21 protein-coding genes, 2 pseudogenes and 1 riboswitch are annotated in these 26,072 nt (G+C 37.6%); of the genes and pseudogenes, 10 read left to right on the top strand and 13 right to left on the bottom strand.

Annotated elements, in window-relative coordinates; genetic code table 11:
- Window positions 1–94 precede the first annotated feature (94 nt).
- Both AC1MBV_RS01175 and AC1MBV_RS01170 read left to right on the top strand, forming a co-directional pair.
- Window positions 95–970, top strand: coding sequence for a GNAT family N-acetyltransferase (locus AC1MBV_RS01175; protein ID WP_255746545.1), 876 nt, complete (start codon window positions 95–97; stop codon window positions 968–970).
- Window position 971: 1 nt separating this feature from the next.
- A complete protein-coding gene (locus AC1MBV_RS01170) occupies window positions 972–2,186 on the top strand; it encodes a class I SAM-dependent methyltransferase (protein WP_255746546.1) in 1,215 nt (404 codons plus the stop codon).
- A gap of 78 nt (window positions 2,187–2,264) precedes the next feature.
- Here the strand turns inward: AC1MBV_RS01170 and AC1MBV_RS01165 are convergent.
- A pseudogene (locus tag AC1MBV_RS01165) lies at window positions 2,265–3,638 on the bottom strand (sugar porter family MFS transporter); the annotation flags it as partial.
- Between the two features lie 370 nt (window positions 3,639–4,008).
- Here AC1MBV_RS01165 and AC1MBV_RS01160 point away from each other — a divergent pair.
- The 5 genes from AC1MBV_RS01160 (at window position 4,009) to AC1MBV_RS01140 (ending at window position 8,521) form a co-directional block, all read left to right on the top strand.
- Entirely contained in the window at window positions 4,009–4,440 is a 432-nt protein-coding gene (locus tag AC1MBV_RS01160) for a MarR family winged helix-turn-helix transcriptional regulator (protein WP_480947377.1), read from the top strand.
- Between the two features lie 1,052 nt (window positions 4,441–5,492).
- Window positions 5,493–6,035, top strand: a complete 543-nt coding sequence (locus AC1MBV_RS01155; protein WP_255746548.1) for an EXLDI protein — start codon at window positions 5,493–5,495, stop codon at window positions 6,033–6,035.
- Window positions 6,036–6,073: 38 nt separating this feature from the next.
- Entirely contained in the window at window positions 6,074–7,030 is a 957-nt protein-coding gene (corA, locus tag AC1MBV_RS01150; protein ID WP_255746549.1) for a magnesium/cobalt transporter CorA, read from the top strand.
- A gap of 208 nt (window positions 7,031–7,238) precedes the next feature.
- Window positions 7,239–7,814 (top strand): xanthine phosphoribosyltransferase, encoded by a 576-nt coding sequence (locus tag AC1MBV_RS01145; protein WP_255746550.1) that lies wholly within the window; start codon window positions 7,239–7,241, stop codon window positions 7,812–7,814.
- Between the two features lie 20 nt (window positions 7,815–7,834).
- The gene (locus AC1MBV_RS01140) at window positions 7,835–8,521 is read left to right on the top strand and encodes a YjjG family noncanonical pyrimidine nucleotidase (protein WP_480947376.1); all 687 of its coding nucleotides are present in this window, start codon (window positions 7,835–7,837) and stop codon (window positions 8,519–8,521) included.
- Between the two features lie 98 nt (window positions 8,522–8,619).
- Here AC1MBV_RS01140 and xerS read toward each other — a convergent pair whose 3' ends face one another.
- Entirely contained in the window at window positions 8,620–9,717 is a 1,098-nt protein-coding gene (gene xerS, locus AC1MBV_RS01135; RefSeq protein WP_255746553.1) for a tyrosine recombinase XerS, read from the bottom strand.
- Window positions 9,718–9,947: 230 nt separating this feature from the next.
- A riboswitch (ZMP/ZTP riboswitch) is annotated at window positions 9,948–10,032 on the top strand.
- Between the two features lie 62 nt (window positions 10,033–10,094).
- On the opposite strand from xerS, the gene AC1MBV_RS01130 reads away from it, so the two are divergent.
- Window positions 10,095–10,973: a bifunctional 5,10-methylenetetrahydrofolate dehydrogenase/5,10-methenyltetrahydrofolate cyclohydrolase gene (locus tag AC1MBV_RS01130; RefSeq protein ID WP_255746555.1), complete on the top strand. Its 879-nt coding sequence runs from the start codon at window positions 10,095–10,097 to the stop codon at window positions 10,971–10,973.
- Window positions 10,960–11,589 (top strand): cyclodeaminase/cyclohydrolase family protein, encoded by a 630-nt coding sequence (locus AC1MBV_RS01125; protein WP_255746556.1) that lies wholly within the window; start codon window positions 10,960–10,962, stop codon window positions 11,587–11,589. The genes AC1MBV_RS01130 and AC1MBV_RS01125 overlap by 14 nt, the downstream gene beginning before the upstream one ends.
- A gap of 297 nt (window positions 11,590–11,886) precedes the next feature.
- Here AC1MBV_RS01125 and AC1MBV_RS01120 read toward each other — a convergent pair whose 3' ends face one another.
- From AC1MBV_RS01120 to AC1MBV_RS01085, 8 genes are all read right to left on the bottom strand, one after another.
- Window positions 11,887–13,395: a hypothetical protein gene (locus AC1MBV_RS01120; RefSeq protein ID WP_480947375.1), complete on the bottom strand. Its 1,509-nt coding sequence runs from the start codon at window positions 13,393–13,395 to the stop codon at window positions 11,887–11,889.
- A 21-nt stretch (window positions 13,396–13,416) separates the two neighbouring features.
- Window positions 13,417–14,409 carry an ATP-binding protein gene (locus tag AC1MBV_RS01115; RefSeq protein ID WP_480947374.1) on the bottom strand — a complete coding sequence of 331 codons (993 nt, stop codon included), beginning with the start codon at window positions 14,407–14,409 and terminating at the stop codon, window positions 13,417–13,419.
- A gap of 18 nt (window positions 14,410–14,427) precedes the next feature.
- Complete coding sequence (locus tag AC1MBV_RS01110) at window positions 14,428–16,401, bottom strand: hypothetical protein (protein ID WP_480947373.1); 1,974 nt, start codon at window positions 16,399–16,401, stop codon at window positions 14,428–14,430.
- Window positions 16,391–16,981 carry a TnsA endonuclease N-terminal domain-containing protein gene (locus AC1MBV_RS01105; protein WP_480947372.1) on the bottom strand — a complete coding sequence of 197 codons (591 nt, stop codon included), beginning with the start codon at window positions 16,979–16,981 and terminating at the stop codon, window positions 16,391–16,393. The genes AC1MBV_RS01110 and AC1MBV_RS01105 overlap by 11 nt, the downstream gene beginning before the upstream one ends.
- A 303-nt stretch (window positions 16,982–17,284) precedes the next feature.
- Entirely contained in the window at window positions 17,285–17,773 is a 489-nt protein-coding gene (locus AC1MBV_RS01100) for a putative iron-sulfur cluster-binding metallochaperone (RefSeq protein ID WP_480947371.1), read from the bottom strand.
- Window positions 17,774–17,841: 68 nt separating this feature from the next.
- Complete coding sequence (locus tag AC1MBV_RS01095) at window positions 17,842–19,959, bottom strand: heavy metal translocating P-type ATPase (RefSeq protein ID WP_480948245.1); 2,118 nt, start codon at window positions 19,957–19,959, stop codon at window positions 17,842–17,844.
- A gap of 81 nt (window positions 19,960–20,040) precedes the next feature.
- Window positions 20,041–20,400, bottom strand: coding sequence for an ArsR/SmtB family transcription factor (locus tag AC1MBV_RS01090; RefSeq protein ID WP_480948244.1), 360 nt, complete (start codon window positions 20,398–20,400; stop codon window positions 20,041–20,043).
- A 101-nt stretch (window positions 20,401–20,501) separates the two neighbouring features.
- Entirely contained in the window at window positions 20,502–20,858 is a 357-nt protein-coding gene (locus AC1MBV_RS01085) for a zinc ribbon domain-containing protein (protein ID WP_480947370.1), read from the bottom strand.
- A gap of 334 nt (window positions 20,859–21,192) precedes the next feature.
- Here AC1MBV_RS01085 and AC1MBV_RS01080 point away from each other — a divergent pair.
- Window positions 21,193–22,049, top strand: a pseudogene (locus AC1MBV_RS01080) (cation diffusion facilitator family transporter).
- Between the two features lie 651 nt (window positions 22,050–22,700).
- Here the strand turns inward: AC1MBV_RS01080 and AC1MBV_RS01075 are convergent.
- From AC1MBV_RS01075 to aroE, 3 genes are read right to left on the bottom strand one after another with little or no spacing between them, the layout of a single operon-like run.
- Window positions 22,701–23,897, bottom strand: coding sequence for an MFS transporter (locus tag AC1MBV_RS01075; RefSeq protein ID WP_480947369.1), 1,197 nt, complete (start codon window positions 23,895–23,897; stop codon window positions 22,701–22,703).
- A 46-nt stretch (window positions 23,898–23,943) separates the two neighbouring features.
- On the bottom strand, window positions 23,944–25,149 hold the full coding sequence (locus AC1MBV_RS01070; RefSeq protein ID WP_480947368.1) for an MFS transporter: 1,206 nt from the start codon (window positions 25,147–25,149) through the stop codon (window positions 23,944–23,946).
- A gap of 38 nt (window positions 25,150–25,187) precedes the next feature.
- Window positions 25,188–26,057, bottom strand: coding sequence for a shikimate dehydrogenase (aroE, locus tag AC1MBV_RS01065; protein WP_480947367.1), 870 nt, complete (start codon window positions 26,055–26,057; stop codon window positions 25,188–25,190).
- Window positions 26,058–26,072 lie beyond the last annotated feature (15 nt).

Raw genomic sequence — 26,072 nt, 5'->3', positions numbered from 1 at the left:
GCCTGAGATGTTCAGGCTTCTTTACATAAATTAGAAAAACAAATAGGCTAATGTCCTGTTATTCGAAATAAGATAAAATGATTGGAGCCCTAAAATGATCATTAAATCCATCTGCCGACTCAATGCAGAAATTAAAAAGGAAATTCGCCAATTGGAACAGTTTTGTTCACAGGTTGACGGTGTTCAATATGAGACCAATTTAGACGGTACTCTTAATTTCCATAAAGAAATGAAGTACACATTTCTTTGCTATGAGAATCATAAACTCATCGCTTTTCTGCATGTGTTTGCACCGATGCGTTCAGAAGCAGAAATTTCGGGGCTGACTTCGCCAGACTGCCGAGAAAAGGGTTATTTTACTGCCTTGCTGCTTCGAACAATAGAAGAACTGAACGCATTTCAAATTGCCGATGTGCTTTTTGTGTCCCAGTCGTCCTACCCAAATAATCAAGTGATTGATCATTTCGGTGCTTGTTATGAGTTCTCAGAGCATGTTATGTCGCTTGAGCGAAAAAACCACATGATACAGATTCCAGAACAGCCATTGTCGTTGACTTATCAAAGAATTGAGCATATGGAGCAATTAATCGAAGTCAGCGTAAACAGCTTTCATGATAGCCGTGAGGAGGCACGACGCTTAATTGAAATGGCATTGATGTCTGCAAATCGACAAGGTTATATGGCTGTTTTCGATGATCAAATTATTGGTATCTGTTTTGCACGATTTGAGGGTTCAGAAGCATTTTTATTTGGATTAGGAATACAAACTGAGTACCAGGGCAAGGGATTTGGCGGCTCTTTTCTTAATCGGATTCTAAGCGAATTGTTTTCAGGAACGGTTACGAAAGTGAAATTGGAAGTTGAATCTCGAAACGTTCACGCAATGCATTTATATACAAAAACAGGATTTGTATCTGATAACACGGTTGATTATTATCGTGTGCCAATTAAGAATCTGCTAGGAGCCTAACATGAACACACAACAAAAAAAAGAACAATATTGGCGATCAACGCTTTTAGAAGCCTGGCGTTTAATTGCGGCTGAAGGAATTTCTGCGACTGTAGAGGGAACAGCTGCATTGAAATTACAAGGTTGCACGATACATGATGATTTTTCCATCACCATTTCCATACAATGGGATGCGCTGGAGCAATTTTATCAAACAGTGAAAGACTGTTCAGCGAGCGGACTTAAAAAAGAAAACAATTGCTGTTTCTTTACCTTTCAGTTAAACGGGTATTCTATTCGTATCGATGGACATTTAGGAACGGTAGTTCGTACTGACCCCGATCGAATACTTATTGCTATTGAATCCTATCAAGTAGCAGTTAAATCGTTCGGTTATTTTTTGCGTACATTGCCAAAATCTGATCCGCTACGTGATAGGGTTAAAAAATGTTTAAGGAGTCTCCAAAATTCAGACGCTGATCAAAATGGTCATGCCTGGAATAGTGAGGCCTATCAAGCATGGGTTAATCGTTTCGGAACGCCTGAACAAGCAGCTGAGAAAATTAAAGAAAACCCCATAGCTAAGCTGGGTTCTCTTGCTCCCTACCTAAACGATATTCAGGGTAAAACGGTTATCAATCTACTCGGCTCTCATGGGAGTAAGGCACTCGCACTGGCGTTGATGGGAGCCCAAATAACTGTGGTCGACATTTCCTCTGAAAATGCTGCTTATGCCAAGAATGTAGCAGCAGCTCTCAACGTACCGCTAAATTATATAATTTCTGATGTTCTGCAATTACCTATTGATCAACATAAGGAAAAGTATGATAAGGTACTTATGGAGCTTGGGATCTTGCATTATTTTATTGATCTCGAACCGCTTGCTGAACTTGTATTTTCGATTTTAAAACCGGGCGGTCAATTTCTTATTCAGGAATTTCACCCCGTGTCAACGAAATTGGTTACTACACGAGGAAAAAGACAAATTGTCTTCGGCAACTATTTCGATCAATCATTGCACACACGTCAAGTGGCTTTTTCTAAACACCTTTCTCATCGGGAAAATGAAAATGAAGCACCACGCACTGTATTCTTAAGAGAGTGGACGCTTGGGGAGATCGTGACCGCATTTGCTCAAGCAGGTCTCGTTGTGCAGCGTTTGGATGAAGCACCGAATATGAAAATTAACGACATCGGTTTGCCTAAGTTATTTACTCTTGTTTGTTTAAAACCATAAATGTTTTCTAAAGAAATAAGAGCAGCCGTGGCTGCTCTTATTTTATTTCATATAAGATTGTATATATATCATGTTGGATCAAACTTTTTTCTTTAGTCCTGCCTTGCGAAAAAACAACTCCAGTTCTTCAAGTGATTTCCCCTTAGTCTCAGGTAAGAAGAACTTCACAAATGTGAATGCAGCTATTCCGCAGAAAAAGAAGATGAAGTAGGTCAATCCCAGACCGATCCAGGAAAGTAAGACTGGAAATAGGAAGCTGACGAGAAAGTTCGTCGTCCAAAGACAAAATACAGTGACCCCCATACCTAACCCACGCAATTTCTGGGGAAAGATTTCAGAAAGCATCAGCCAGGTTACCGGCGAAATCGTTGCTTGCTGAAATGCAAGAAACATTACAGTCATGCTGAGAACTAGAAAGGGAAGAAAGGGTGTTCCATGCAGAGTCATTGAAAAAATGCCGGTCAACAATAAGGAAATTGAGGTACCTGTTAATCCAATGAGCAGCATCGGTTTGTGTTTTGCTCTTCCAAGCAGCCACATGCCGAAGAAAGTCGCTGCTACTGATATAATTCCGTTTGCTATATTTGCAACGAGAGCGACATCTGTATTGAATCCGGCATCTTGAAGAATATGTGTTCCATAGTACATGATTGAATTAACACCGTTGATTTGCTGGACAACAGCAATGCCGATTCCCAAAAAGACGATTCTTCTGATCCATGGCGTTTGAAGATCACGAAAAGTCGCTTTTTCGCTCGTCCGTTCCTTTTGGACTGCTTTTTTAATGGATACTAATTCCAGCCTGGCGCGTTTTGGATGGCGAATCAAATGAAGCACGCGCAATGCACTTTTTAATTTTCCTTTAGACGCATACCATCTTGGACTTTCAGGTACGAAGAACATACCGATCCAGAGCAAGATTGCCGGAAGTGTTGCAATAACGAGCATATAACGCCATACATGGGTTGAACCGCCAGAGTAATTCGCAATGACTGCATTAAATACATAAGCGAGCAGTTGGCCACTGACAATCATTAATTCATTTTGCGTTACCACCTGACCTCGAGTCTCAGCCGGTGATATTTCAGCTAGGAATGTTGGCACAGTGACAGAAGCGCCACCTACAGCCAGCCCTAACAGAATACGGAAGAAAATCATAATTGCAGCATTAGGTGCAAATGCACACCCAAGAGTGGTGATCAAGAAGACGATGGAGAGATACATAATGACCGTCTTGCGTCCTTTATGGTCGGCCAATCGTCCGCTGAATACTGCTCCAAATGCTGCGCCTAAAAGCAAAGAACTAGCAACTAAACCTTCGGTAAATGAAGTAAGATTTAACTGGTCCGGTCTTGCCATAAACGGAAGTGCGCCATTTATTACACCTGTGTCGTAACCAAAAAGAAGGCCTCCGAAGGTTGATACGAGTGTAATTAATTTTAAAAACTTTTTGGGGCTTCGTTTATGGGCGCCATCATCAGAAAGTGCTGCATCCTACATCGATTCTAAAGGTTTGTTAATACTGATAGTGAATCTCCTCCTATAAAATGGAAAATACATAAATCTAAGTCTAGAAGATGTGTGCTGATTGAAATGAAAATAGTGTTAAAAATAGTACAAGGAAAATAATCCTATGTAAATCGAGGATAACCTGCTAAAGTTGACAGTATGAAATGAGTCAAATTGTTATCAATTAAATACCCTATTGAGAGCATCTAAAACCAAGATTCAATCAACTTATTATTAGTTTAGCATTAAACTGACAATTAGTCAAAAAAGGTGAAAATAATTGAAAATAAGCACAATAGATAATTTATCAGATATGCCGATTGAAAAAAGCATTCTTTTGTGGTTTTACCTTTCGAGGGCCTATCACATCCAACTTAAGCGCTACAGCCAATTTTTAAAGACATGGACGTTGACTATCTCACAATATGAAGTACTTGAGAAAATTGGGGAAAGCGGAAGAATGTCTCAAAAAGAATTGGCTGAGAAGATGTTTCTTACTAAAGGGAACATCACACAATTAATTATTAAAATGGAAAAGGAGGGCTTCATTTCTCGGGAGCAAGAGTGGAAAACGAAATACATTTTATTGACTGAAAAAGGAAATGAACTACTTAATCAAGTTCTTCCGGAACGAAAGAAGTATTTCGCTCAGCAAGTTCAGGGGCTAACATCAAAAGAACAAAAACAATTCATTAAGCTAATCAAAAAATTAAATGAAGCACAGATTGAGGCGGATAATAAATAACATTACATGCAAAGATGAGAGAACAGAGATATTAAACATACGTTTAATTAATTATTATGTTTGTACCTGTGATTAATAATTCGTACTTCCTTTGCTAAATGACCACCGGCTAATGCAGCAGGGTTCAGATATAAATGACTACGAATTCATTTCGTCACCTAAGATGAAATCTACTAAAAGTCCTTTTCTTAGCTCTTTGCAGAATCGTGATTCCTCTGGTGTCACAACCCTGCGAATCAGTTTCTGCAACCGGAAAACAACCTAACCCCTCATCACTCTATAGTAATATTTTGTCACCCATTCCACATGGTACTTTATATCATAGACCACGTGACCACTTTTATGATAACCATCCATACTTTTCACATCTGTAAAAAATAGGGCTGAAAGCGGTCCACACCTTTTACGGAATTTTTATCGTTACTACAAACTATATCGTCGATAATGGTACTCGAACTCTTGAAAAGGAGAGTTGAATATGACTACCAAAAAGATCACTCAATCCCCATATAGAGTGACTCCCTGATAGCTAATAATCTTCCCAAATTATATCCAATATTTGCAAAACAAAGATCTTATAAAGAGTGCCTAGCATCTGCATGAATCGTAATCAACAAGAGATTAATGTGATTCAACTTGAGATGAAGGAATCTAAAGTTCGTATGTTTTGCATTACTAAATGAGAAGGGGACGTTTGAAGACATAGGCATGACTCTTAAAAGATCGTGCCATTTCATTTTGTAAAAAGCACAGAGTTGTTAAGTAAATAGCAATAAACTCTTTCGTTTCATAAGATACGGATTTTTAATTCTAAAAGCTATCTAACCTGATGGCATCCATTCGTTATCATTTTATTTAGTTTAGAAATTGAAGCACATAAAGGTGTTGTTTAATAAAAATTTATTACAAATAGCATTTGATATAAATATATTATGCGTATGTATCAAACAATTTATATGTAGAAAATATGTAGAATATGCTTTATTATCTACGTATAAACGTGTATATTTATATGTATAAAGTAAATAGATTAATTATCGAAGGAGATCATTATGCCGAATAAAACCATTTATGTTCCAGATGCTGATTTAGAAGTGTTTGATCAAGCTCAAGAAGTCTCCGGTAAAAACTTATCTGCTACGATTGTGCAAGCACTCAGATTTTACACAAAAATTGGTGAAGGAAAAGGATTCGAGCATATTGAAATTTCTGAAGGTGAAAATGGATTTTATAAGAGAAAACGATTTATTGGCAGAGAGTTGGCTTCCGCAAGCGTTCATGACGAGGATCACTCGTTGCTGACGACCTATGTTGTCTACGAAACAACACATGGCCGCTATGCAGTGTTTATTCGTGAACAGAAGAGAATACCTCTGGAGCAGTCGATTGAGAATGAGTTAAAGAAACGAATCATGGAAAAATTTGCAGGGGAAAACATGAACAAAGTTCCTTTTCAAAAGGAATCGGAGGATGAGGCTCCGGATTTACGAAAACTGGAAGTTTTCAATTCCATTGACGACTTGGTCGGTCATGTACCTTCGGATTTATATCGATCCTTGCACGAAATTAAGGACGGCGAATTTCTCGATATATAACTCGACATCACAACCATGAAAAAGGAGCTTCTTGATTAATGATACGTATTCTCGCTCAAGACAAAAATGATCAAATCACATCACAGTTAGATTTTACCCAATTAGACGCTCAAGCACTTAATCATTATTGGTTAGATTTGAGTGCACCTGACGATGACGAACGAAAACAGTTAAAAGATTTTCTTCCTTCTTTTCATCGTCTCGCAAAAGAAAACGAACACCATTCAAGCAGACCGCAGTTAAAGCTGTTTAAGAATTATTATTTTGTTTCCCTTCAAGTGATTAGTCCGAACACTTTGAAAACACATGAACTCTATCTATATGTTGGGAAAAATTCACTCGTCACCTTTCACACGAGCAACTTAAAGGCAGTGAATGATGTGTGGCATGGCTGCAGATCAGATGAGCATTTTTTCAAAGAGGATATTCCGGATGAAATTCTGCGACGACTGATGAGCCGATTGATTGAACAATATATTATGGCTGCAAATGATCTCGAAGATAAAATTGATGATTTGGATTTGAATGCAAAGCGCGAATCAATCAATAAGATGAATCGCCGTGTCTTTCAGTTACGCAGTGAATTGCTTAGTTTTCGCCGTGTCATCGCACCACTCATGGATATTACGAATCGGATGATCGGCTCATCGTCTATTGAGAAAAGCGAAGAGCATGAATTTTTTCTGCGTAATTTAAATGATAATTTAAGCAGAATCACACACATGATTGAATCGAATTTGGAAATAACGTCTGACATCCGCGACAGTTACCTGTCGCTGACTACATATCGCATGAATCGAGTCATGCAAACATTGACCGTCATTACTACTATTTTTATGCCATTGACTTTTATCGTCGGTATTTACGGAATGAATTTCGCATATATGCCTGAGCTTAACTGGAAATACGGTTATTTCTTCGTTCTCGGACTCATGGGGCTGATCGCGATCATTATGTATTATTGGTTCCGAAAGAAAGGCTGGTTTGACAAGTAAACAAGGGGTCACTCTATGTGATTATTCACCATGCGTGTATTTAAATAAACAAGCAGAAAATCATTCAATATTCTCTACAGGAATAGATATCACAGAACAAAGTGAAAGAATTGCTTCGGGCTAGTGCAGGCGGCGAATCCAGTGTATACTTTGTAAAAAGATGCTCTGCATTGATTTAATGATAGAGGAAAGGAAGATCCCATTCACAATGGAAGAATTAAAACAACGCATTCGTGAGGAAGGAATTGTGATCGATTCCAACATTTTAAAGGTTGACCGATTCTTGAATCATCAGATCGATCCAGGGTTGATGAAAAAGATCGGTGAGCGATTTGCCCATACTTTTGCGGATACGGGTGTTTCAAAAGTTTTGACGATTGAGTCTTCAGGAATAGCGCCGGCATTAATGACTGGACTGGCATTGAATGTCCCGGTTCTTTTTGCACGCAAAAAAAAGCCGTCAACGCTTAACGAAGATTCGTTAGTTACGAACATTCAATCTTATACGAAAAGCACAAATAATTTGGTTTATCTTGAGAAAATAATGCTTTCGGCAGATGATCGAATTCTAATTGTTGATGATTTTCTCGCTAATGGTGAAGCTTCGCTCGGATTGACACGTTTAGTCGAAATGGCTGGAGCAACTGTTGCAGGAGTATGTATTGTCATTGAAAAATCATTCCAATTAGGCAGATCTCGGCTTGATCATGCCGGTTATCCGGTTTATTCACTTGCTCGAATTTCATCGCTTGCCAACAATAAAATAACTTTTCTTGATGACTAATTAAGAATGAGAGGATACTAATGTCACACTATACATCTCTATTTTTTGATGTCGATGATACGCTGCTTGATTTCGGTGCTGCAGAAGAGTCGGCACTTCACAAGCTATTCGATGACCAACAAATTATCTTGACACCTGAAATAAAAAACTACTATAAAGTGATGAATAAGGGATTATGGAGGGATTTCGAAAACGGAAAAATTAAGCGTGATGAATTAGTAAACACGCGATTTTCCAAATTGTTTAAAGCCTTCGGTAAGGATGTCGATGGTGTTGCAATGGAGCAAAACTATCGTCGCTTTCTGCGCGAAGGTCACCAGCTTGTCAATGGTGCGAGTCAATTATTGCTACGTTTAAAAGAGCGTTTTGATTTATATATTGTAACAAATGGTGTCGCTGAAACGCAGCGCAAAAGGCTGAGAGATTCCGGGTTGACTCCTTTTTTTAAGCAGATTTTTGTTTCGGAGGATACAGGATACCATAAGCCTGACAAACGATTTTTTGATTATGCGTTTGAACACATTCCTTATTTTAAAGCAGATCAAGGCCTAATCATTGGCGACTCTTTAATTTCTGATATCCAGGGCGGCAGTCGAGCGGGGCTTGAAACATGCTGGTTCAATGCCAAACATTTAAACATTGATCTTAATGTGAAACCGAATTACGAGATACATAATCTTGACGAGCTTTGCACTATTTTACTTTGAATAGACAATTAAGAGCCTCATTGACCGCAGCACGATTCAGGACATGAGGCTCTCATAAATGACTGAATAATATTTATGTAAACTAATTGGCTGACGATTCATTCGTGATCCTGTGATTCATCAAAGTGATCGTCCATATGATCCACCGCACGCTTCAATTCGTCGTTTGACAGATGAGTATAAATCATTGTTGTTTGGATCGCCGAATGACCAAGTTGACGACGCAGTTTTGGAATATCGTTATTTTCTGCTTGATAACGCGTTGCAAACGAATGGCGCAGTTTATGAACAGACAGTGATGGTTTTCCGAATGCGATGGCATATTTTTTTACAAGATTTTCAATGGATCGGGCACTAAGCCTGCGCGTTGTACCTTTCGGCCCCATAGTTGCAGAGACGAAAAGCGCTTGATTCGTACGCGGCAGATTGTACCTTTTTGTACGTACGGTAATATAATCTTCAAGATCGAGTCCTGCTTGTTCACTAAAGAAGACATATTGTTCTTTATTTCCTTTTCGAATGACGCGCACCATTCGTTTTTGAAAATCAACATCGTGCAGATCCAATCCGACTACTTCTGATAAACGAAGTCCGGAGCCGAGAATCAATGAGATAATGGCAGTATCACGTTCTGCATTTAGTGAGTGGAAATTGAGCAGCTTCTTATTATCCTTCACCATTTCACGGTAATCTTGAGCAACAAATTGGCGAAAGGCCTCATATTCATCATTCCAAAGGATTTTCCCCGCCATTTTCTGTGCAACGGTCTCTTGATCTTCTTTTATTTTATTGAATGCGATTTTCGCCATTACATTGCGTACGAGATAAGGCTTGAGATCATCAGTCTCAGCAACATTTTGTAAATAATTGAAGAGGGACTTCAATGAAGACAGCTTGCGATTAATGGTGAACTTGTCATTACGTAGGCGAAATTGGAGATAGGAAAGAAAATTTTCAATCGACTGAGGCGTTAACTTTTCAAGACAATCTAGTGAAATATCACTACGATTTCCTTGATAAAAGCCTTCGGAAATCAGCCAGTCGAAAAAAATCAAATAATCATGACAATAATTTAGTAATGAACGAGGGGACATCACTCGCATTTTCTTATCTACATATTCACGAACGTACCATGGGAGCTGTGCTGTTTTCTCATCAATCCGGTCATAAAGATGTGTTGTTCGTTCATCAGCCATAAAGAAAACTCCAATCAAATGGTATTATTTTACAATTTAAGTGTAACACAGAGCGAGACAAATAACAATATTTTACGAAGTAAACAAGACGAAAGAGATGAAAGACACATTGACTTGAAGAAAGCATCCCACCATGTCTATGACATATATCATTTATCTATGAAATATATTTTATTTTTATATCATTCATGTTATATTGTTAAAGATGAGATGTCCGTTATTAAATTGAATAAATCGTGTGTAACTGGCGTAGCATGGGAAAACCATGAGGGAGCACATGAGGATCTGAACAAGCCGTACGCCTGGGCAAAGTATTTGGAAACCATTTTCGGTCGATATCCAGATGCTTTTTTTATTTGCTTACGGAGGTATAACCAATGGGAAAACTACTGCAAACAAAAGGCATGGCAAAACAGATCTCTGAACACTTAGTCTTAGAAGTTAAACGTATGAAAGAAAAGGGAATTGATCCTACAATCGCTGTGCTCATCGTTCAAGGAGACCCCGCATCTGAATGTTACGCCAAAGCAAAACAAAGAATCGCTCGAAAACTCGGCATTCGTTATTTGCTTACATCTGTACACCCTCAAATTACTGAAACTGAACTGCTGGCCAAAATTAAATGGTTGAATCGCTGTCCATCGATTCACGGCATTATTCTTGAATTGCCGCTACCAAAACATCTTGACGCCAAAAAAATGGTTTCTGCCATTGCTCCTGAAAAAGACGTTGATGGTCTATCTCCGGCAAATAAATTAGCATGTTTTACTGGCGATGACGGATTGTATCCAGCCACACCGCAATCGTGTATCCGAATTCTTGATTATTTCGGTTATCCCTTAAAAGGAAAAAACGTTGTATTGATCGGCTGTGGTGAAACGGTTGGTAAACCGCTTGTTCATCTCTTGTTACGCGCGAACGCAACACTGACAATCTGTCATGAATATACCAATAATCTGCAAAAGCAAATTGAGAAAGCAGATATTTTAATCTCTGCGGTGGGGAAAGCTAATTTAGTGACAACAGACATGGTTCACCGTGATCTGGTGATCGTTGATGCAGGCATTAATGAATTAAAAGGCGGTATTGTTGGTGATGTTCAGCCCGAAGTTTTAGAAATCGTCCAGGCGGCAACCCCGGTACCAGGCGGAGTAGGTAAGGTAACAACAATGATTTTATTTGAAAATCTCTTAAAAGCGGTTCGTCTTCAAATAACCAAAAGCCAAGAGGAGGTACGACAACGTGAAAGTCTTTGATCAGAAGATCAGCCAGTTTATTGAATCAGCCAGTTCTTCTGCACCAACACCCGGGGGAGGCAGTATTGCTGCACTATGTGCTGCATTAGGCGCATCCATGGGCTCTATGGTTGCAAATTTGTCAACGGGACCAAAATTTGCCCATGTACAAACAAGAATGCATGAAATGGCTGCAGATCTTCAAAAAGTAATAGACGGCTTTGAATACTTTGCCCAGCAAGATATGGATTCGTTTAACCGATTTATGATTGCGCTGAGATTGCCAAAAGAAACTGCTGATGAACGTCGTGAACGTACGACTCAGCTGCAAAACGCTGCAGTTCAGGCAGCGGATGTTCCGCTTCAATTAATGAAAAGCTGTCGTGATGTAATGAGTATTTTAGAGAATGCTTCGGATCAATTCAATAAAAACGTGATCTCGGATCTCGGTGTTGCAGTCATTTCATTGGATGCAGCCATTCAATCCGCATGGCTGACAGTAAAAATTAATTTGGCCACCATTAAAAATGAAGCGGTTAAACAGGACTATCAGGAACAAGGGAAAAAACTATTGAGTGATTCGCAAAAACTCAAACAGAAAGTCATGGATACGGTGCTGGCAAAAATCAGCCAATAAAGGTAATTTCATAAATGTATTTTTACATTACTTCGTCAAAATTATATTTTACGTAGTAATGTAAAAATTTATGAATCACCCCCTTTTTTAAAATTTAATGCGTTAATGTCTGGCGACACAAACTTGGGGACTGTTTTGACACAAACCTGGGGACTATATAAAAATTCAATGATTTGCGACACAAATCTGGGGACTGTTTGGTAAAATATTCAAGTTATTTTCTTCTATTGCGACACAAACCTGGGGACTGAATTACATTATCTGGTAAATTATCGACACAAACCTGAGGACTCTCTGTTATTCTTCGGCATAAAGTTTTTGGATCCCCCTTTCTAATGGGTTTATATATCGTTCGTATTCTCTTTTATGATTGCTAATTGGACATGTTTTCGAACTAATATTACTGACATGGTATAGCCGTCTTATAAAAACCATTTTCTTTTTTCCCTCTTTTGGGATCAATGCTAAATAAAAAGGTGTACCTCTATTAATTAGCGGTTTATGGAATAATTCTGTTGAGACTTTATTTTTCCAGTATAAAAATCGTCCGATTAATAAATCGCTAGACATATGAAATAATAACCAGTTCAAAATTTCCTTATCTTCAATTTCTGAAAAATCCTTCAACCTGAAATTATTAAATGTATCATCAATATAACTTGAAATGACACCACCAAAATAAAAAGAAAAGTTATCATGATCGTTATATCTGATTTTCAGAGTTGAACCATTACCCCACCCTGATTCTACTTCCCACATTTCATTAATTTGTTCTGCCTCTTTTCTCCAAAGTAAATAGGCAAATGCGTCCGGGCACACGTCCCCTCCATGTGCTGCTTTTTGAAAAATTTTTATACATTTCTTATGATCCTTAAGTAATTTCTTTCTGATAAATCGTGCTACCGACTTGTAAATGGCTTTGGAAAGATCATATACATACTTCTGATGATCATAACTTTTTTGTAATTTTAAATACTTTGCATTGTGCTTTCTGATCTTTTTATCTAAATTCGTAACATTCGATGTGGTAAAGATAAATCCTTTACTTTTCATTTGATTGTTTGATTCTTTATCATCATTATTATGAGTATGCTGAAATAATATAAGAGCCTTTCTTAATTCCGAGTGATTTTCATTTTTATCATGATCACTCAAAAAGGGATAATAGAGATAATTATCGTTAATAGTTTCTCTGTCCAAATTGATCCAATTAGTATATAAATTTTTACTTAAATAATTATTACTCCAGGTCATAATAAATGTAAATGTGTTGTTTTGAGTAAACGGATGTTTACATTTGCAACAGAATGGATCATTACTTTGGGATAGTTCATAGCGTGTCTTGGCATGACATTGTCTACATTTGTTTTCTAAACTCACGCCGTGAAAGACACATTTGTCAAAGAGTTTTATTTGATGAAAAAAACTGTGGTATCCTGTTTCGATACAGATAGGACAGAAAGTTAGATTTTCTCTAAAGTACTTCTCTCTGTGAGATATTGGGTTTAATATTGGTTGCAGTAGTTGATTGATCATTTTATCGTAGTATTCACATAAATCTAGACCTAAAACTTTTTTTGTTTTCTCACCATCAAAACACGAAAAAGAAATTAGGTTTCGGTAAGACTTTACTGTGGGATTAATGTTTCTTTTTTTTCGTAGGTCCTTGTTCGCAAAAAAACGAATAACTTCGATAGTTTCAAGCTTATTTGCATACCGAAATTTTTCAAGTATTCCCCAAGTTGATTCATAAGGCTGTATCCATTCATTTTTCCATGTAACACTTGATAAATCTTCTTTTTCCATAGCTAAATGTCCATCCTTCCTTCAATTCATTTCCGAATAAGTCTCTGAATTTATATAACCAGAGAATTCAATAGCATTATTTATTTCTTCTTTCGTGAGTGCATCAACATTAGTCCCATCAAAGCCGTACTGGGTAAGAATAAACTCTACTGTTGTAGTTAGATATTGCATAGGTATTTCAAATTTACCGGGAATATTTGCTTTACGACGCATCTCTTGAAAGGTCTCATAAAATAAATCAGCATAAGTGGCAAGACGGAATCCTTCAGCATATAATTTTGGAAAGAAAAATTGTGTAAATGAGCAATCGCTCCCTTCCGGATAAGATGATTCATCATCATAGCCAACGAGACAAGTTGTGATATCGTCTACTGTGCAAACTCCTTTAAAAGGGTATTCATGCACCATAAACCGTCCGATAATTTGTGCTCGTTTCATAGCAATGAAAGCACTTTTTTGATTTATTAACTCTTTTTGTCCTACAAGGATGACGGTTAATTGGACATTGGCTCGATCAAGTTCATTATGAATATCCATTAACCATTTATAATGCATTTCGTGGAGTTCTTGAGCGTCATCCATTATCACAATTACTCTATTTTCTTTTGAGGAAAGTCCACGCTCGATAAGAAACATGGATAAACGTCCTCGTTTGACATTTGCTTTCCCATTTGCGAAGAATTCGTGTCCTACATCTCTCAACATATCTTCAAAGAAGACTGATTCATTTGGGGTTTTGTAGTAGCGACAATTTATTATAAAAATTGGTAAATCTTCGCCATATTCTTCGGGTAGTTGACTCAATAAAAATTTTAAAGCCCTTGTTTTTCCTATCCTTGGACGCCCATAAATGATGCCTCCAGGCGTTCGACAATCAATCCATCTTGATATCGTATTGTACAAGTTACTAATTTCATTTGTTGCTAGAAGATATCTTCCCGTATAAACCGGGTGTGACTTAGGTGGTATAAAAGGTCTGTTAGCAGGTGTTTGATGATTTCCTTGCCTTAACATGCTGCCACCTCCTCTATATCAATAAGTTATTGTCTTTTTAAATTTTCTTATGACCGGATTTTGTGATTTTCTAGAATCATTCATATTCTCTTTACCCTTACTTTCAGCTTTTTTATTCGTTAATTCTTCATCAACATACTGTGTGTTAATTTTATTACCTTTTTTGGAACTCTCTTGATTTCTTTCTTTATTAAGCATTGACAAGCTGTTTCTAGTCTTTTTACTTTTTCTTGATTTATCAGCTAAATATTTATAGAACACATCAATTGGATCTTCGTTGTTGGTAAAATGAATTAATTTTTTGTTCTTTAGTTGATTAATTGCTTTACGAACTTTGAGCGAATGTTTCTGAATAGACCACTTACCTGTAGCATATAAGTAACCCAAGGAACTACCATCTGGTAAGAATGCTTGAATGACACGTAAATCGTCTATATTTATTAATAGTGTCAATTTAGTTCCGATTAGTTGAGGACTTCGTTCAATAATTTCATTACGGTAGATAACGTTTTCATACTGAATGTGAGGTCGTCTACCAGATGAAATATTTCCAGATATTTTTCTAACATCTTTCTTCGAGAAAAATATTACATTATTTCTTTCGTTTTCAGTCAGTTTTCTCAATATTGATCCGTTGCTCAAATTTACTTTTAGGGCTTCAAGCGGAGACAGATTATTTAAGCCTGAATGCGGTGTTCCGTTGTAAGTTGCAATTATTAACTCTGTTAGTTCTTCAATCTCTTGCTCTGTTATTTCATACTTGATTGCATTTTTTTCTGCATCAATTCTTTTTGGATCTTGCGGATTACTTCCTGTTGTATTTGGTAACCTATGATAAAAGTTTTCTTCCAGTGTACCAAAAAAGCGTTCAATAATAGCTCTTCGTTCTGGTGTATCTACAGGTCCAGCATTAATTGAGCATTTAACAATGTGCTCTAGTCTATCCTGAACAATGGCTGCTAAATTTGATTTACCATTATCAAACAAAAATTCATCCCATAAAGCCCATTGAGTGTCCTCGATCGCTTGGGAATGAAATCCCCCATTGTCAGGATACCTAAAACCAGGAATAGTGAAATTAAAAGGCTCCTTAGGCACAACTGCATTCCTGATACACTTTAATACGTCCGCAGATGAATATTCAGTATTTAAGCAGATATGATATCCGAGGACAAGCCGAGTAGCTTCGTCAATAATAGTCAATAGCCAGATTCGATTCATGATATCAGTTACTTCATGACCGTCAGGTGTTTTAAACTTGATAGCAAGAAGTACATCGATTCGATGTCCATCAAATTGTACACGCTGGAAGGGCTCAGTTATTGCAGGCGTGTTTTTCTCACCTATCCCAGTATGAATTGCTGTCTTAAATGCCGCTTTGCTCTGTCGTTTTGCTGCTTTAGCAAAATGATTAAGATCGAGCCTTTTTAAATATCGCTCAAGCGATCTTTTGGCACGATCTTTTGTAGTAAATGGATATTCATTAAAATTAATTTTTTCCGCTTTACACGCTTCAATAAATTTTCGATGAATATTCTTTTTGCGTATTATTGGCTCATGGAGTGCTTTATTCCCTTGTTTTAAGTATAAATTATCAATCGTATCTTTTATTTTTGGGTATTCTTCGAGCAAAAGTGTAAATGCTCCTGTAGCCTTTTTCATATGGTCCGATGGAAGCTCTTCACGTGTATATGTTTTTATATTCTTATAAGGAATTAATGCTCGATAACCAAAGACATTGCCATATTCATCAAGCGTGAGGCAGCGATCAATGAAAATGTATAGGTCTTTCTTTTTCATTCCTGTTTGTCTTTCAATTTCTGGTATGGATAGGAGCGTATTAAAGTATAAATCGATACCCTTTTTTCTTTGTAGAAAGATAGGACGATCACTCTCATTTAAGTTAGTAATTTCGATTACTGACCAGTTTGCCGTGTATAGTTGCTCATCCGTCAGATGAGTATATTGACTGATCTTATGTCTATGCACCATCTATCCATACCTCCATTTTTCTGTTAATTGTCTGGATAGCAATATTTGACTTTACCTTTCCCGAATAAATCAAATACATGAGAGCAACCATAATGACATTTTGAGGTTCATTTTTCAAATGAAAAATCTGTTCTAATGTTCTTCTTTCGCCTTTAATAGCTTGGATAATGTCCATTGTCAGTGCGTTCATATCAGCAGGATTAAATTGCCTGACATAAGAAATTATTTTACGGTAATTATTCAGCAGAATACGATTTTCTCTGATTTTATCCTCTGAAAAAACAAAATGACTCATGTTATTTCGTTTCGCCCACTTTTTCTGAATCTCTATTTGTCTCATTGTTTGTAAATATTTAGGATGTTCTTCTAATAAGGAATTCAAATATTTAATTTCAATAATTGCTTCCTTTGTATTTTCGTATAGAACCCACATATCAGGAATTGAATGGAATTGTTCACCATGAATTGTCTCTTCAATGATTAATGGCTGTTCGCAGAACCTTATAATCTTTGGGTTGCATTCAACTAAAAGCCAATGGTCATATTCTAGATCGCTGAACAATTCAATTGTTCGTTTCATTTTATGACTATATCCGGTCCAATAATTATTGCCGTATTTCGAACTTCTTTTCATACGAATCGGATTATTATACATAGGAGTCACCTAGGTTGTCAGAAAAATTTTATTTTGTAAGTATTCTTCAACGCAGTTTAAAAGTCCTTTATACAGCAACACTTCGTATTATGTACTTATATATTACTGATTTAATCTGACTTATTAGACTCAATAAAAAAAAGCTAGTTTAGTTATTCCATAATTAAGTAATAACTAAACCAGCTTTGTATATTTTTTCATCACACTGTATTTTACTTTTTGTGTTTATTAATTCATAAAACGTGTACCGTTGATAGACACAAGGTTCAGCTCCCTGATATAAGCTGTGACGTTGCCTAAGCAACAACTCCCCTGCGGATTATTTACTTCACATCCGCAACGATTGGCTTTTATATTTTTACGAATATGTTCGGTCGGTAAAGTGTGCACGTTTTTAAGCTGTTCATGGATTTTTTCTCTCGTCCAGTCAAAGCAGTAACAAGCAGGAACAGTCAGAGACTGATCTTTCTGATAAACCCTAACCTTCATGTCTGACATTAAATACGTTTTTTCATTTGTAAAATAAACAACATCACAATCAGGTGTCTGACAAAAAAAGTAATTCAAATCAGCATTTAAAGTCTCTAAGGCACTTGGTTTTAACAGTGACTTTAAAGTGATCACTCCCACTTTTTTTCCCTTTGACTTGCAAGAAGGACATACTCCGAAAAAACTTGAACTAGACGTTATTTCATTTGGCGTACAACAATCTGACAAAATAGGCACCTTCTCAATAAAACATTTTGAATCGTTGCAACTACAGGATATAGTAGCACAATTCAGCACTACTCGTTCTTTATTCTCAAAACACGCATTGCGTTGAGCACTGCTAACAGGGTTACACCGACATCTGAAAATACGGCTTCCCACATCGTTGCAAACCCAACTGCACCAAGAATAAGGAAAATTCCCTTTACTCCCATAGCAAAGATAATATTCTGCCATACAATACGACGCGTACGTTTCGCAATATTGATTGCTGTTGCAATTTTAGAAGGTTCGTCGGTCATAATAACGACGTCTGCGGCTTCAATGGCTGCATCGGATCCTAAACCTCCCATGGCTATACCTACATCCGCTCTAGCTAGTACAGGCGTATCGTTAATTCCATCTCCGACAAAAACAAGCTTTTCCTTGGCTGTTTTTTGCTGATCGATTTTTTCTATTTCATCTACTTTCTGGTCAGGCAATAGTTCTGCATGTATTTCATCCAGTCCTAGCTTGCGACCAACTGCTTCACCTACAGATTTTGCGTCACCCGTCAACATTACTGTTTTCTTAATTCCTAATTCTTTTAGCTTTTGAATCGCACGAGCTGAATCTTCTTTAACTTCATCGGAGATAACGATGTATCCTCCATATTGCTTATCGATCGCAACATGTACTAGGGTACCGACCACGTCTTTCTGTTCAAATGCAATGTGTTCTTTATTCATGAGTTTGGCATTACCGGCTAGAATCTCTTTTCCATCGACGGTTACTTGAATGCCATGCCCTGATATTTCGTTGTAGTTCTGAATGCGGCTTTCATCGATTTCTTGACCATAAGCCTTTCGGATTGACAGAGCAATCGGGTGATTAGAATGGACTTCTGCAAAAGCGGCATACTCTAATAGTTCCTCTGACGTAAGATTATTCTTCGGCTGGATACTTGTCACATCAAAAACACCCTTGGTCAATGTTCCAGTCTTATCGAAAACGACGTACTTGACAGCATTCAAAGCTTCAAGATAATTGCTCCCTTTAACGAGAATGCCGCTTTTAGATGCTCCCCCAATACCTCCAAAGAAGCCCAAAGGTATGGAAACAACCAAGGCACAGGGACAAGAGATCACTAAGAAAACAAGTGCACGGTAAATCCACTCAGAAAAGGTTGCCCCTTGGATCACCAAAGGTGGAATAAAAGCTAAAGCCGCAGCTGCAATGACGACAACAGGTGTGTAATAACGAGCAAATTTCGTAATAAAATTTTCTGTAGGTGCTTTTTTGCTGCTGGCATTTTGAACTAAGTCCAAGATTTTGGCGACGGTGGATTCACCGTAGACTTTGGTTACCTCGACCGTTAAGAGACCATTTTTATTAATGAATCCACCGAGTACATCACTGCCCGCTTCAATTTTCCTTGGAACCGATTCTCCCGTCAAGGCTGATGTATCGACCATTGATTGACCCTCGATAACTTTTCCATCAAGAGGTACTTTTTCTCCTGGTTTTATGATAATGACATCACCAATGCTAATATCTTCCGGTGCAACTTTTTTAATGTCATTGCCCACTTTTAGATTGGCATAATCCGGACGAATGTCCATCAGTGCACTAATTGATTTACGGGAACGATTGACCGCAATCCCCTGAAACAGTTCTCCGATTTGATAAAACAGCATAACAGCTACGCCCTCAGGAAACTGTCTGACCGCAAAAGCTCCAAGAGTTGCGATTGTCATTAAGAAATTTTCATCAAATACTTGTCCTTTAAGGATATTTCTAAATGCCCGATAAAGGATGTCGCCACCGATGATGGCATAAGCGATCACAAATAGCGATACATCCAAAATGAAAGGAAGGGGTGAAAAGGCTGCGATAGCTGTCAATGCCCCACTCACTGCTAAACGAATGATCAATTGTTGTGTCTTGCTGCCCTCGTGGTCGTGACCGTGATCGTGTTCATTTCCCTTGTTCTCAGATTTTAAGGAAACACTAACCTCTGGTTCAACGTGTGCCACTGTTTTTTTGATATCATCGATCAGTTTATCTGTTTTTACATCGCCTGTTGGTTCGACAAACAATTTTTGTGTCGCAAAGTCAACGGTTGAAGTCTTTATCCCATTAATTTTCCCGACTGCTCTTTCAATTTTTTTAGCACAACTTGCACAATCGATGCCTTCCAAATATATTGGAGCCATCACTGTCTTTTTCTCAGTCTTTATTGTCTTTTTGTTAATATTAGCTTCTGGTATACTCAATTGGATTCCTCCTCTCATTTTTCATTCTTTGATGTGATCATAAGCTTGAACCAAAATCTGCATGACATGCTGATCAGACAATGAATAATAAACCACTTTTCCATCTCTCCGGTTCTTCACCAATTTTGCCTGTTTAAGAACACGTAATTGATGAGAAACGGCTGACTGTGTCATATCCAGCAAATAAGCCAGATCACAGACACACATTTCGGATTGATACAAGGCACGTAACAAGCGAATTCTTGTACGATCACCAAATAGTTTAAACAGATCAGCAACATTATCCATGTCTTCATCGTTTGACATGGCTTCACTTACTGTTTGAACGATGTCTGTATGAATAACGGTTTGTTCACAAGTTTCTACATCAACATCTGAAATTTTCTGCGTTTGTACCACAAAAGCACCACCTTAATTAATTATGTGAGCATATGTTCAAATGAACGACACAAAATTATCTTATTCTCTGTATATAAAAATTGTTAACCGATTTTTGTCCCACATTCCTGACAAAATTTTGCACTGTTTTTAATAGGTGCTTTACAATTCGGACAAATTGCTATTGATTTCAGGTTACTCCCACACTGATTACAGAATTTGGCAGTAGCACTGTTAGAAGCTCCACACTTTTGACAGACGATTCCACGCGAATCATTTTGGAAATCATTGTATCTGTCATTTTGATATGGTGGATAATCATTATAATAACCGTTACGACGATGGTCATGTTCTTCATTATGATGCTTTTCACCATGGTGACCATACCTACGACGATCGTGGTTTTTTTCATGATGATGATCGTCACGATCTCCAAACAAACGTTCAAAAAAATCCGACATGTTCAAGCCCTCCTATTGTATTCAACTTTGTTATGACTTGTTTTAATCTTCAATGAATCACATATGAATATTTGTTCATATGTTCAATTAAATTATATCTCATTTGTTTGAGATGTCAATTTCTATTGATCAGTTCTTTCAGATTAAGGAAATGCTCATTTTTCCAGTTTATTAAAAGTCTAAGATTAAGTCAGAACATCGATATCCTGTTATCTTTGTACAACATTTTTTCGTATCCATTAATTTTATATAATCATCAAAAATGTTTGCTGTAGACACACACTGGTTCGAGTTGCTAAGAAGAACGGAATGGATGGGAAAGAAGATGCCAAACATGATACAAGACAAATATATGAACTTAAGACGTGGAGAGAGAGGAGCGATCATCAGCATTATTACGTACGTCTGCTTATCAAGTTTTAAATTATTTATAGGTTTTTCAACTGGATCACAAGCACTTAAAGCAGATGGGTTAAATAATACAACTGATATTGTTGCTTCCCTTGCTGTACTCATTGGTTTAAGATTATCTCAGCGTCCTGCTGACTGTGATCATCTCTATGGTCACTGGAAAAGCGAAGCCATAGCATCCATGGTCGCTTCCTTTATCATGATGGCTGTAGGATTACAAGTTTTACTCGACGGTAAGTACCAGATATTATTGCTGCTTGGACAGGGTTGTTGTGTGCTGCAGTGATGTTTTTTGTTTATCGATATAACAAAAATCTGGCAACAAAAACAAATAGTATATCGGTCATGGCTGCAGCAAAAGACAACCTTTCAGACGCTTGGGTAAGCATAGGAACATCGGTTGGAATATTCGCCTCCCAGCTTAATCTTCCTTGGCTTGACATACTAACCGCTATTGCTGTTGGGATCCTTATTTGTAAGACAGCTTGGGACATTTTCAGAGAATCCTCATATAACTTGTCTGATGGATTTGATGAAAAAAAGATAAAAGTTTATCAAAAAACCATTTTGTCTATTAATGGGGTTGAAGGTGTCGAGAATATAAAAGCAAGAAATTACGGCAATAGTGCAGTTGTTGATCTTGTTATTATCGTTGATCCAAATTCGGCAATAAAAGAAGCACATGACATCTCGACACAAGTTGAGCAAGTATTAATTAAAAAATATGGAATTTATGAGGCTAACGTTCACGTCGAACCAAAACCGATTGTATCAGAATAATTATGAGAGCGTTGTCTTATGTTTTGATACTGGTTAGAATGTGTAATTGATCTGACGCTACTCATGAAAAGAGGAAGTCGGGAATGATTGTTGAGCAAGGAAGGAGGAATGAGCTTTTCCTTTTCAGTCAATAAAAAAATAAAACAATAAAAGGAATGTTTCTCTTTCGCATTTATCGTGGCTCAGTTTTTGATTACTGATGTTCACCACTGCAGGTCGAGTCCCCAGGTTTGTGTCGCGTGCTGGTCGAGTCCCCACATTTGTGTCGCAAATTTTGAATATAAAAAACGACACAAATGTGGGGACTGTGCTGTTAAATAGGCATTTTTTTAGTCCCCAAGTTTGTGTCGCAAGACAGTTAACTATAAAAATGCTACATGTCTGCCCATTTTTAATCTAAAATAGTTATTCTTTCTCCTTCCAACGCTAACATCGTATAACAAACAAAATTAGTTACTGGTTGCCATTTATTTATTTTCGTTATGTTATGCAGTCTAATAACATAACCTTGTTAACAAGATCAAAGTTTCTTGATCTATTCCAGCAACACATTTTTGCATGTAAATATAAAACTTGTAAATATAAAAGATGAGCAAATCCTATGATTAGATCATGATCTGCTCATTTTAACTATTGTTAACTGTTGTTTTTTTAGATGCCCTGAATTTTTACCCTATGCCGTTTATAAACAACGAGTACCATCATACCTCCGGCAAAGGCAAAAAGTGCATTGATTAAAAATGCATACTCTGCACCAAATTCCGCAACAAAACTGACAAGAAAGGGAATGAGGAAATATGCGATCGCTTCTGCTATATTGTAAAGACTGGTGATAAAGCCCTTCCCTTTCTCGGATACAAATGCTAGCAGTGTTAATCCTAACTGTATTAGACCTCCACAAGAAAAGAAGCCTAGCAAAATAGATCCGATAATTGTGAGTGCCGGCAGATGGACTATCCAAAGCATTAAGGATAAAAGAGCCGTAACAAAAGTATAAACAATAACGATCTTGCTTGTACTGACCCCTCTCTTACTCAAAAAGAAGGTAAACAGCACGCAAGTAATAGCGCCGATACTTGCATAGCTGACAAGCTGTCTGCCAATTCCGGCGCTGAAATGAATAACTTCAGTACCGTACACAGCAAGCCAGTTATTCAAGATATAGAGTAAGATCTGAGCAATGGCGCCAAACAAAATCATCCATACCTCATCGATAGATAATTTAAGATCCTTCGTTCTTTCTCTTGGCGTTTTTTCCCTACTCCTCTCTTTTCGTTTTCTACGCGCATTTGAAGGTGGAAAACTGCAGAATGAGATTAATAACAGGTTTAGCACTAGAAGAATCGATATTGCGATGAAGCTGTATCCGAACCAAATTTGATTGGCTACTAAAAAGCCGATAAAGAACGGAAGAATAAATTGTCCTGCTTGAACAAAAGCTTTAACAATAATATTAGCGGACGCTGCTGATTTCGGAAAAGTTTCCATTAATGCAGGATAGGTGCCTGTATCTAGAAATGAATTAGCCGCCCCTCCCAAAAAACCGAATAAATAGGCAATTTGAGCATTTGGACTGATCATGATTCCAAGAAAAAACAGTAAATAAAGGACCATTCCTATGCTAATTGAAAGCTTTCTTCCCCAAAAATCAGACATTTTTCCAGACACTGTTACGGCGATTAACTTGCCGATTCCGAGAGACGAGACAACCATTGCAACTGCAAATGTATTTGTGTGCCATTGATTTGCAAGAAATTCCATATTTTGCGCTAATATAATTAATCCAATTCCGTGGATCAAGTAATTTAGATAGATACTGAATGCGGTTAGAGAATAGTTTTTATGCACAATCAACTCCACCATTCTATTTTTCCTGTTTTTTTAATTCTTCAAGTTAAGCGGCTGGAAGCTGCTTCTTTCCTTTAAGGTTGACGTAGATTGCAAGCAGAATGCCGACAATTGTAATGGCAACATTAAAGAGCACAACATATTTCGGACCATCAATGCCGCCAAGCTGGGTAATAACGCCGGCAATACTGAGAATAACAAAGTTTGCAATACTGGAAGAGATCATAACGATTGATGTCATCTTCCCTTTATTAAGTGGAAACATCTCAACAGCAGTCGATACTGTTAATTGAAGTACGCCACCTGCAGCCGCATAGCCAAGAACAAATCCAGCGATCAGGAGTACCCATTGCGTCTGAACAAAATAGGTGATTAATAGCATAGCGGCTGAAATGGTTGGATAAATAATCAAAACGCGTGTTGGATGCAAACCTAGTTTAATGAACAGAGCGGTTAATAGAATGGCTGCAAAAGTGCCGGCTGAATAAAAAGATTGAATAATACTTGGATCAGTCATTCCATACAGTTTCCCTAATTCTTGGTTGCAATTCAACCAAAGCTGGAAAGTTGATGTACAGGTGAATCCGATTGCAACTATAGCTAAACTGAGAGAAGTCAGTTTGATTTTTTCAGGTATTTTCTTTTCTTTCTTTTCGGTCACTTTATTTGCTGGTGGGAATGGCATGAATGCAATCAAAATACCATCTACGATTATTAACACAGCGGTGACCACGAAGATTGTTCGAAACGAAAGATTGGAAGCGGCAACATAGCCGATCATAAACGGTAAGAGAAACTGGCTGATCGACATTGAAAACTTAGTAAACATATTGGCAACTGATCCGTTTTTCGGAAAAATCTCCAAGGCAGATGGTGTGACACTTGTATCTAAGAAAGAGTTTGCTGCACCACCAATCAGAGCAAATAAATAGGCGATATACATATTCGGCGAGAAAATAATGCCTAAGAAATACACAGCGTAAAATACGATACCAATCAGAGCACTGAATCTTCTCCCAAATTTATCGGAAAATGGACCGGCAATCGGAAGTGAGAATAATCTGCCTAGACCAAGTGCGGCAATAACTGTCAACACAACACTGACATCGAAAGTTCCGTCAGCTAGATGCCCCGCTCCCCACATACCAGCAAAGTTCTGTTTATACTGTCCAAGGATAGAGACACCAATGCCATGGACAAAATATGTGAAGTATAATGCAATCGCTGTTGGATAATATTTTTTCATAGTCATGACCACCTCTTCATATAAATCTTCTATTTATTAGTTTGTTAGTTGAAAAATTGTTCATTGACTTCGTTGACAGGCATATCTTTTCCCGAAAAAAGTTTGAAGGCTTCAGCACCTTGCCACAGAAGCATTCCAAGGCCGCCAATAACCTTACATCCTGCTGCTTCTGCATCATTTAATAATCGTGTCATTTTAGGATTATATACGGTATCGGCAACGACAAGCCCTGGATGAAACAGTCTCTTATCTTCAATCAGCGAAAATTCTTCATGTGGTGCCATTCCAATCAAAGTTGCATTAACAAGAATGTCAGTAGTATCCAATTCCTTCTTCAGTTGATCTGAATCATCCAATGAATATAGAGCAACCTCACAATTTGGAACAGCTTGCTTAATCTTTTCAACCGTTTTTTCAGCGTTTTCATAAAATTGATCTTTTTTATTGAAAATTGTAATGGCTTTTGCCCCATCAAGTGCCACTTGCACTTCGATAGCGGTAGCAGCTCCACCTGCACCGAAGATAGTAAACTTCTTTCCTTTAGGGATCACCCCAAACGTTTTCAAATTACTGACAAAACCGACCCCGTCCGTAATATGTCCGGTTAATTTCCCATGATCATTAATAATAGTGTTGACTGCTCCAACAATTTTTGCTGCCGGTGACAAATTATCCATATATTTAACAACTTCACGTTTGCACGGCATGGTTACATTACCTCCACGCATATGAAGTGTTTTAATTGCGGCAATCGCATCCTTCACATTTTCGAGTGGAACATCGAAAGCCAAGTAAGCATAATCGCTATTCGTTTTCTGAAAGCTAAAGTTATGCATTTCTGGTGATTTTGAATGTTCAACCGGACTGCCAATAAGGCCGAGTAATTGTGTTGTGCCAGTAATTCTTCTCTCCATAATTCGCCACTCCCT

This window comes from Sporolactobacillus sp. PKPK-6 (assembly GCF_056678885.1).
The sequence above is the reverse complement of the archived record's forward strand: the minus strand, read 5'-3'. Positions and strand labels throughout refer to the sequence as shown.

Excerpts from the sequence above, each read along its gene's own strand:
- AC1MBV_RS01175 (WP_255746545.1), top strand. The coding sequence starts at position 95 with ATGATCATTAAATCCATCTGCCGACTCAATGCAGAAATTAAAAAGGAA.
- AC1MBV_RS01170 (WP_255746546.1), top strand. The coding sequence starts at position 972 with ATGAACACACAACAAAAAAAAGAACAATATTGGCGATCAACGCTTTTA.
- AC1MBV_RS01160 (WP_480947377.1), top strand. The coding sequence starts at position 4,009 with ATGCCGATTGAAAAAAGCATTCTTTTGTGGTTTTACCTTTCGAGGGCC.
- AC1MBV_RS01155 (WP_255746548.1), top strand. The coding sequence starts at position 5,493 with ATGCCGAATAAAACCATTTATGTTCCAGATGCTGATTTAGAAGTGTTT.
- corA (WP_255746549.1), top strand. The coding sequence starts at position 6,074 with ATGATACGTATTCTCGCTCAAGACAAAAATGATCAAATCACATCACAG.
- AC1MBV_RS01145 (WP_255746550.1), top strand. The coding sequence starts at position 7,239 with ATGGAAGAATTAAAACAACGCATTCGTGAGGAAGGAATTGTGATCGAT.
- AC1MBV_RS01140 (WP_480947376.1), top strand. The coding sequence starts at position 7,835 with ATGTCACACTATACATCTCTATTTTTTGATGTCGATGATACGCTGCTT.
- xerS (WP_255746553.1), bottom strand. The coding sequence starts at position 9,717 with ATGGCTGATGAACGAACAACACATCTTTATGACCGGATTGATGAGAAA.
- AC1MBV_RS01130 (WP_255746555.1), top strand. The coding sequence starts at position 10,095 with ATGGGAAAACTACTGCAAACAAAAGGCATGGCAAAACAGATCTCTGAA.
- AC1MBV_RS01120 (WP_480947375.1), bottom strand. The coding sequence starts at position 13,395 with ATGGAAAAAGAAGATTTATCAAGTGTTACATGGAAAAATGAATGGATA.
- AC1MBV_RS01115 (WP_480947374.1), bottom strand. The coding sequence starts at position 14,409 with ATGTTAAGGCAAGGAAATCATCAAACACCTGCTAACAGACCTTTTATA.
- AC1MBV_RS01110 (WP_480947373.1), bottom strand. The coding sequence starts at position 16,401 with ATGGTGCATAGACATAAGATCAGTCAATATACTCATCTGACGGATGAG.
- AC1MBV_RS01105 (WP_480947372.1), bottom strand. The coding sequence starts at position 16,981 with ATGAAACGAACAATTGAATTGTTCAGCGATCTAGAATATGACCATTGG.
- AC1MBV_RS01095 (WP_480948245.1), bottom strand. The coding sequence starts at position 19,959 with ATGGCTCCAATATATTTGGAAGGCATCGATTGTGCAAGTTGTGCTAAA.
- AC1MBV_RS01085 (WP_480947370.1), bottom strand. The coding sequence starts at position 20,858 with ATGTCGGATTTTTTTGAACGTTTGTTTGGAGATCGTGACGATCATCAT.
- AC1MBV_RS01070 (WP_480947368.1), bottom strand. The coding sequence starts at position 25,149 with ATGACTATGAAAAAATATTATCCAACAGCGATTGCATTATACTTCACA.
- aroE (WP_480947367.1), bottom strand. The coding sequence starts at position 26,057 with ATGGAGAGAAGAATTACTGGCACAACACAATTACTCGGCCTTATTGGC.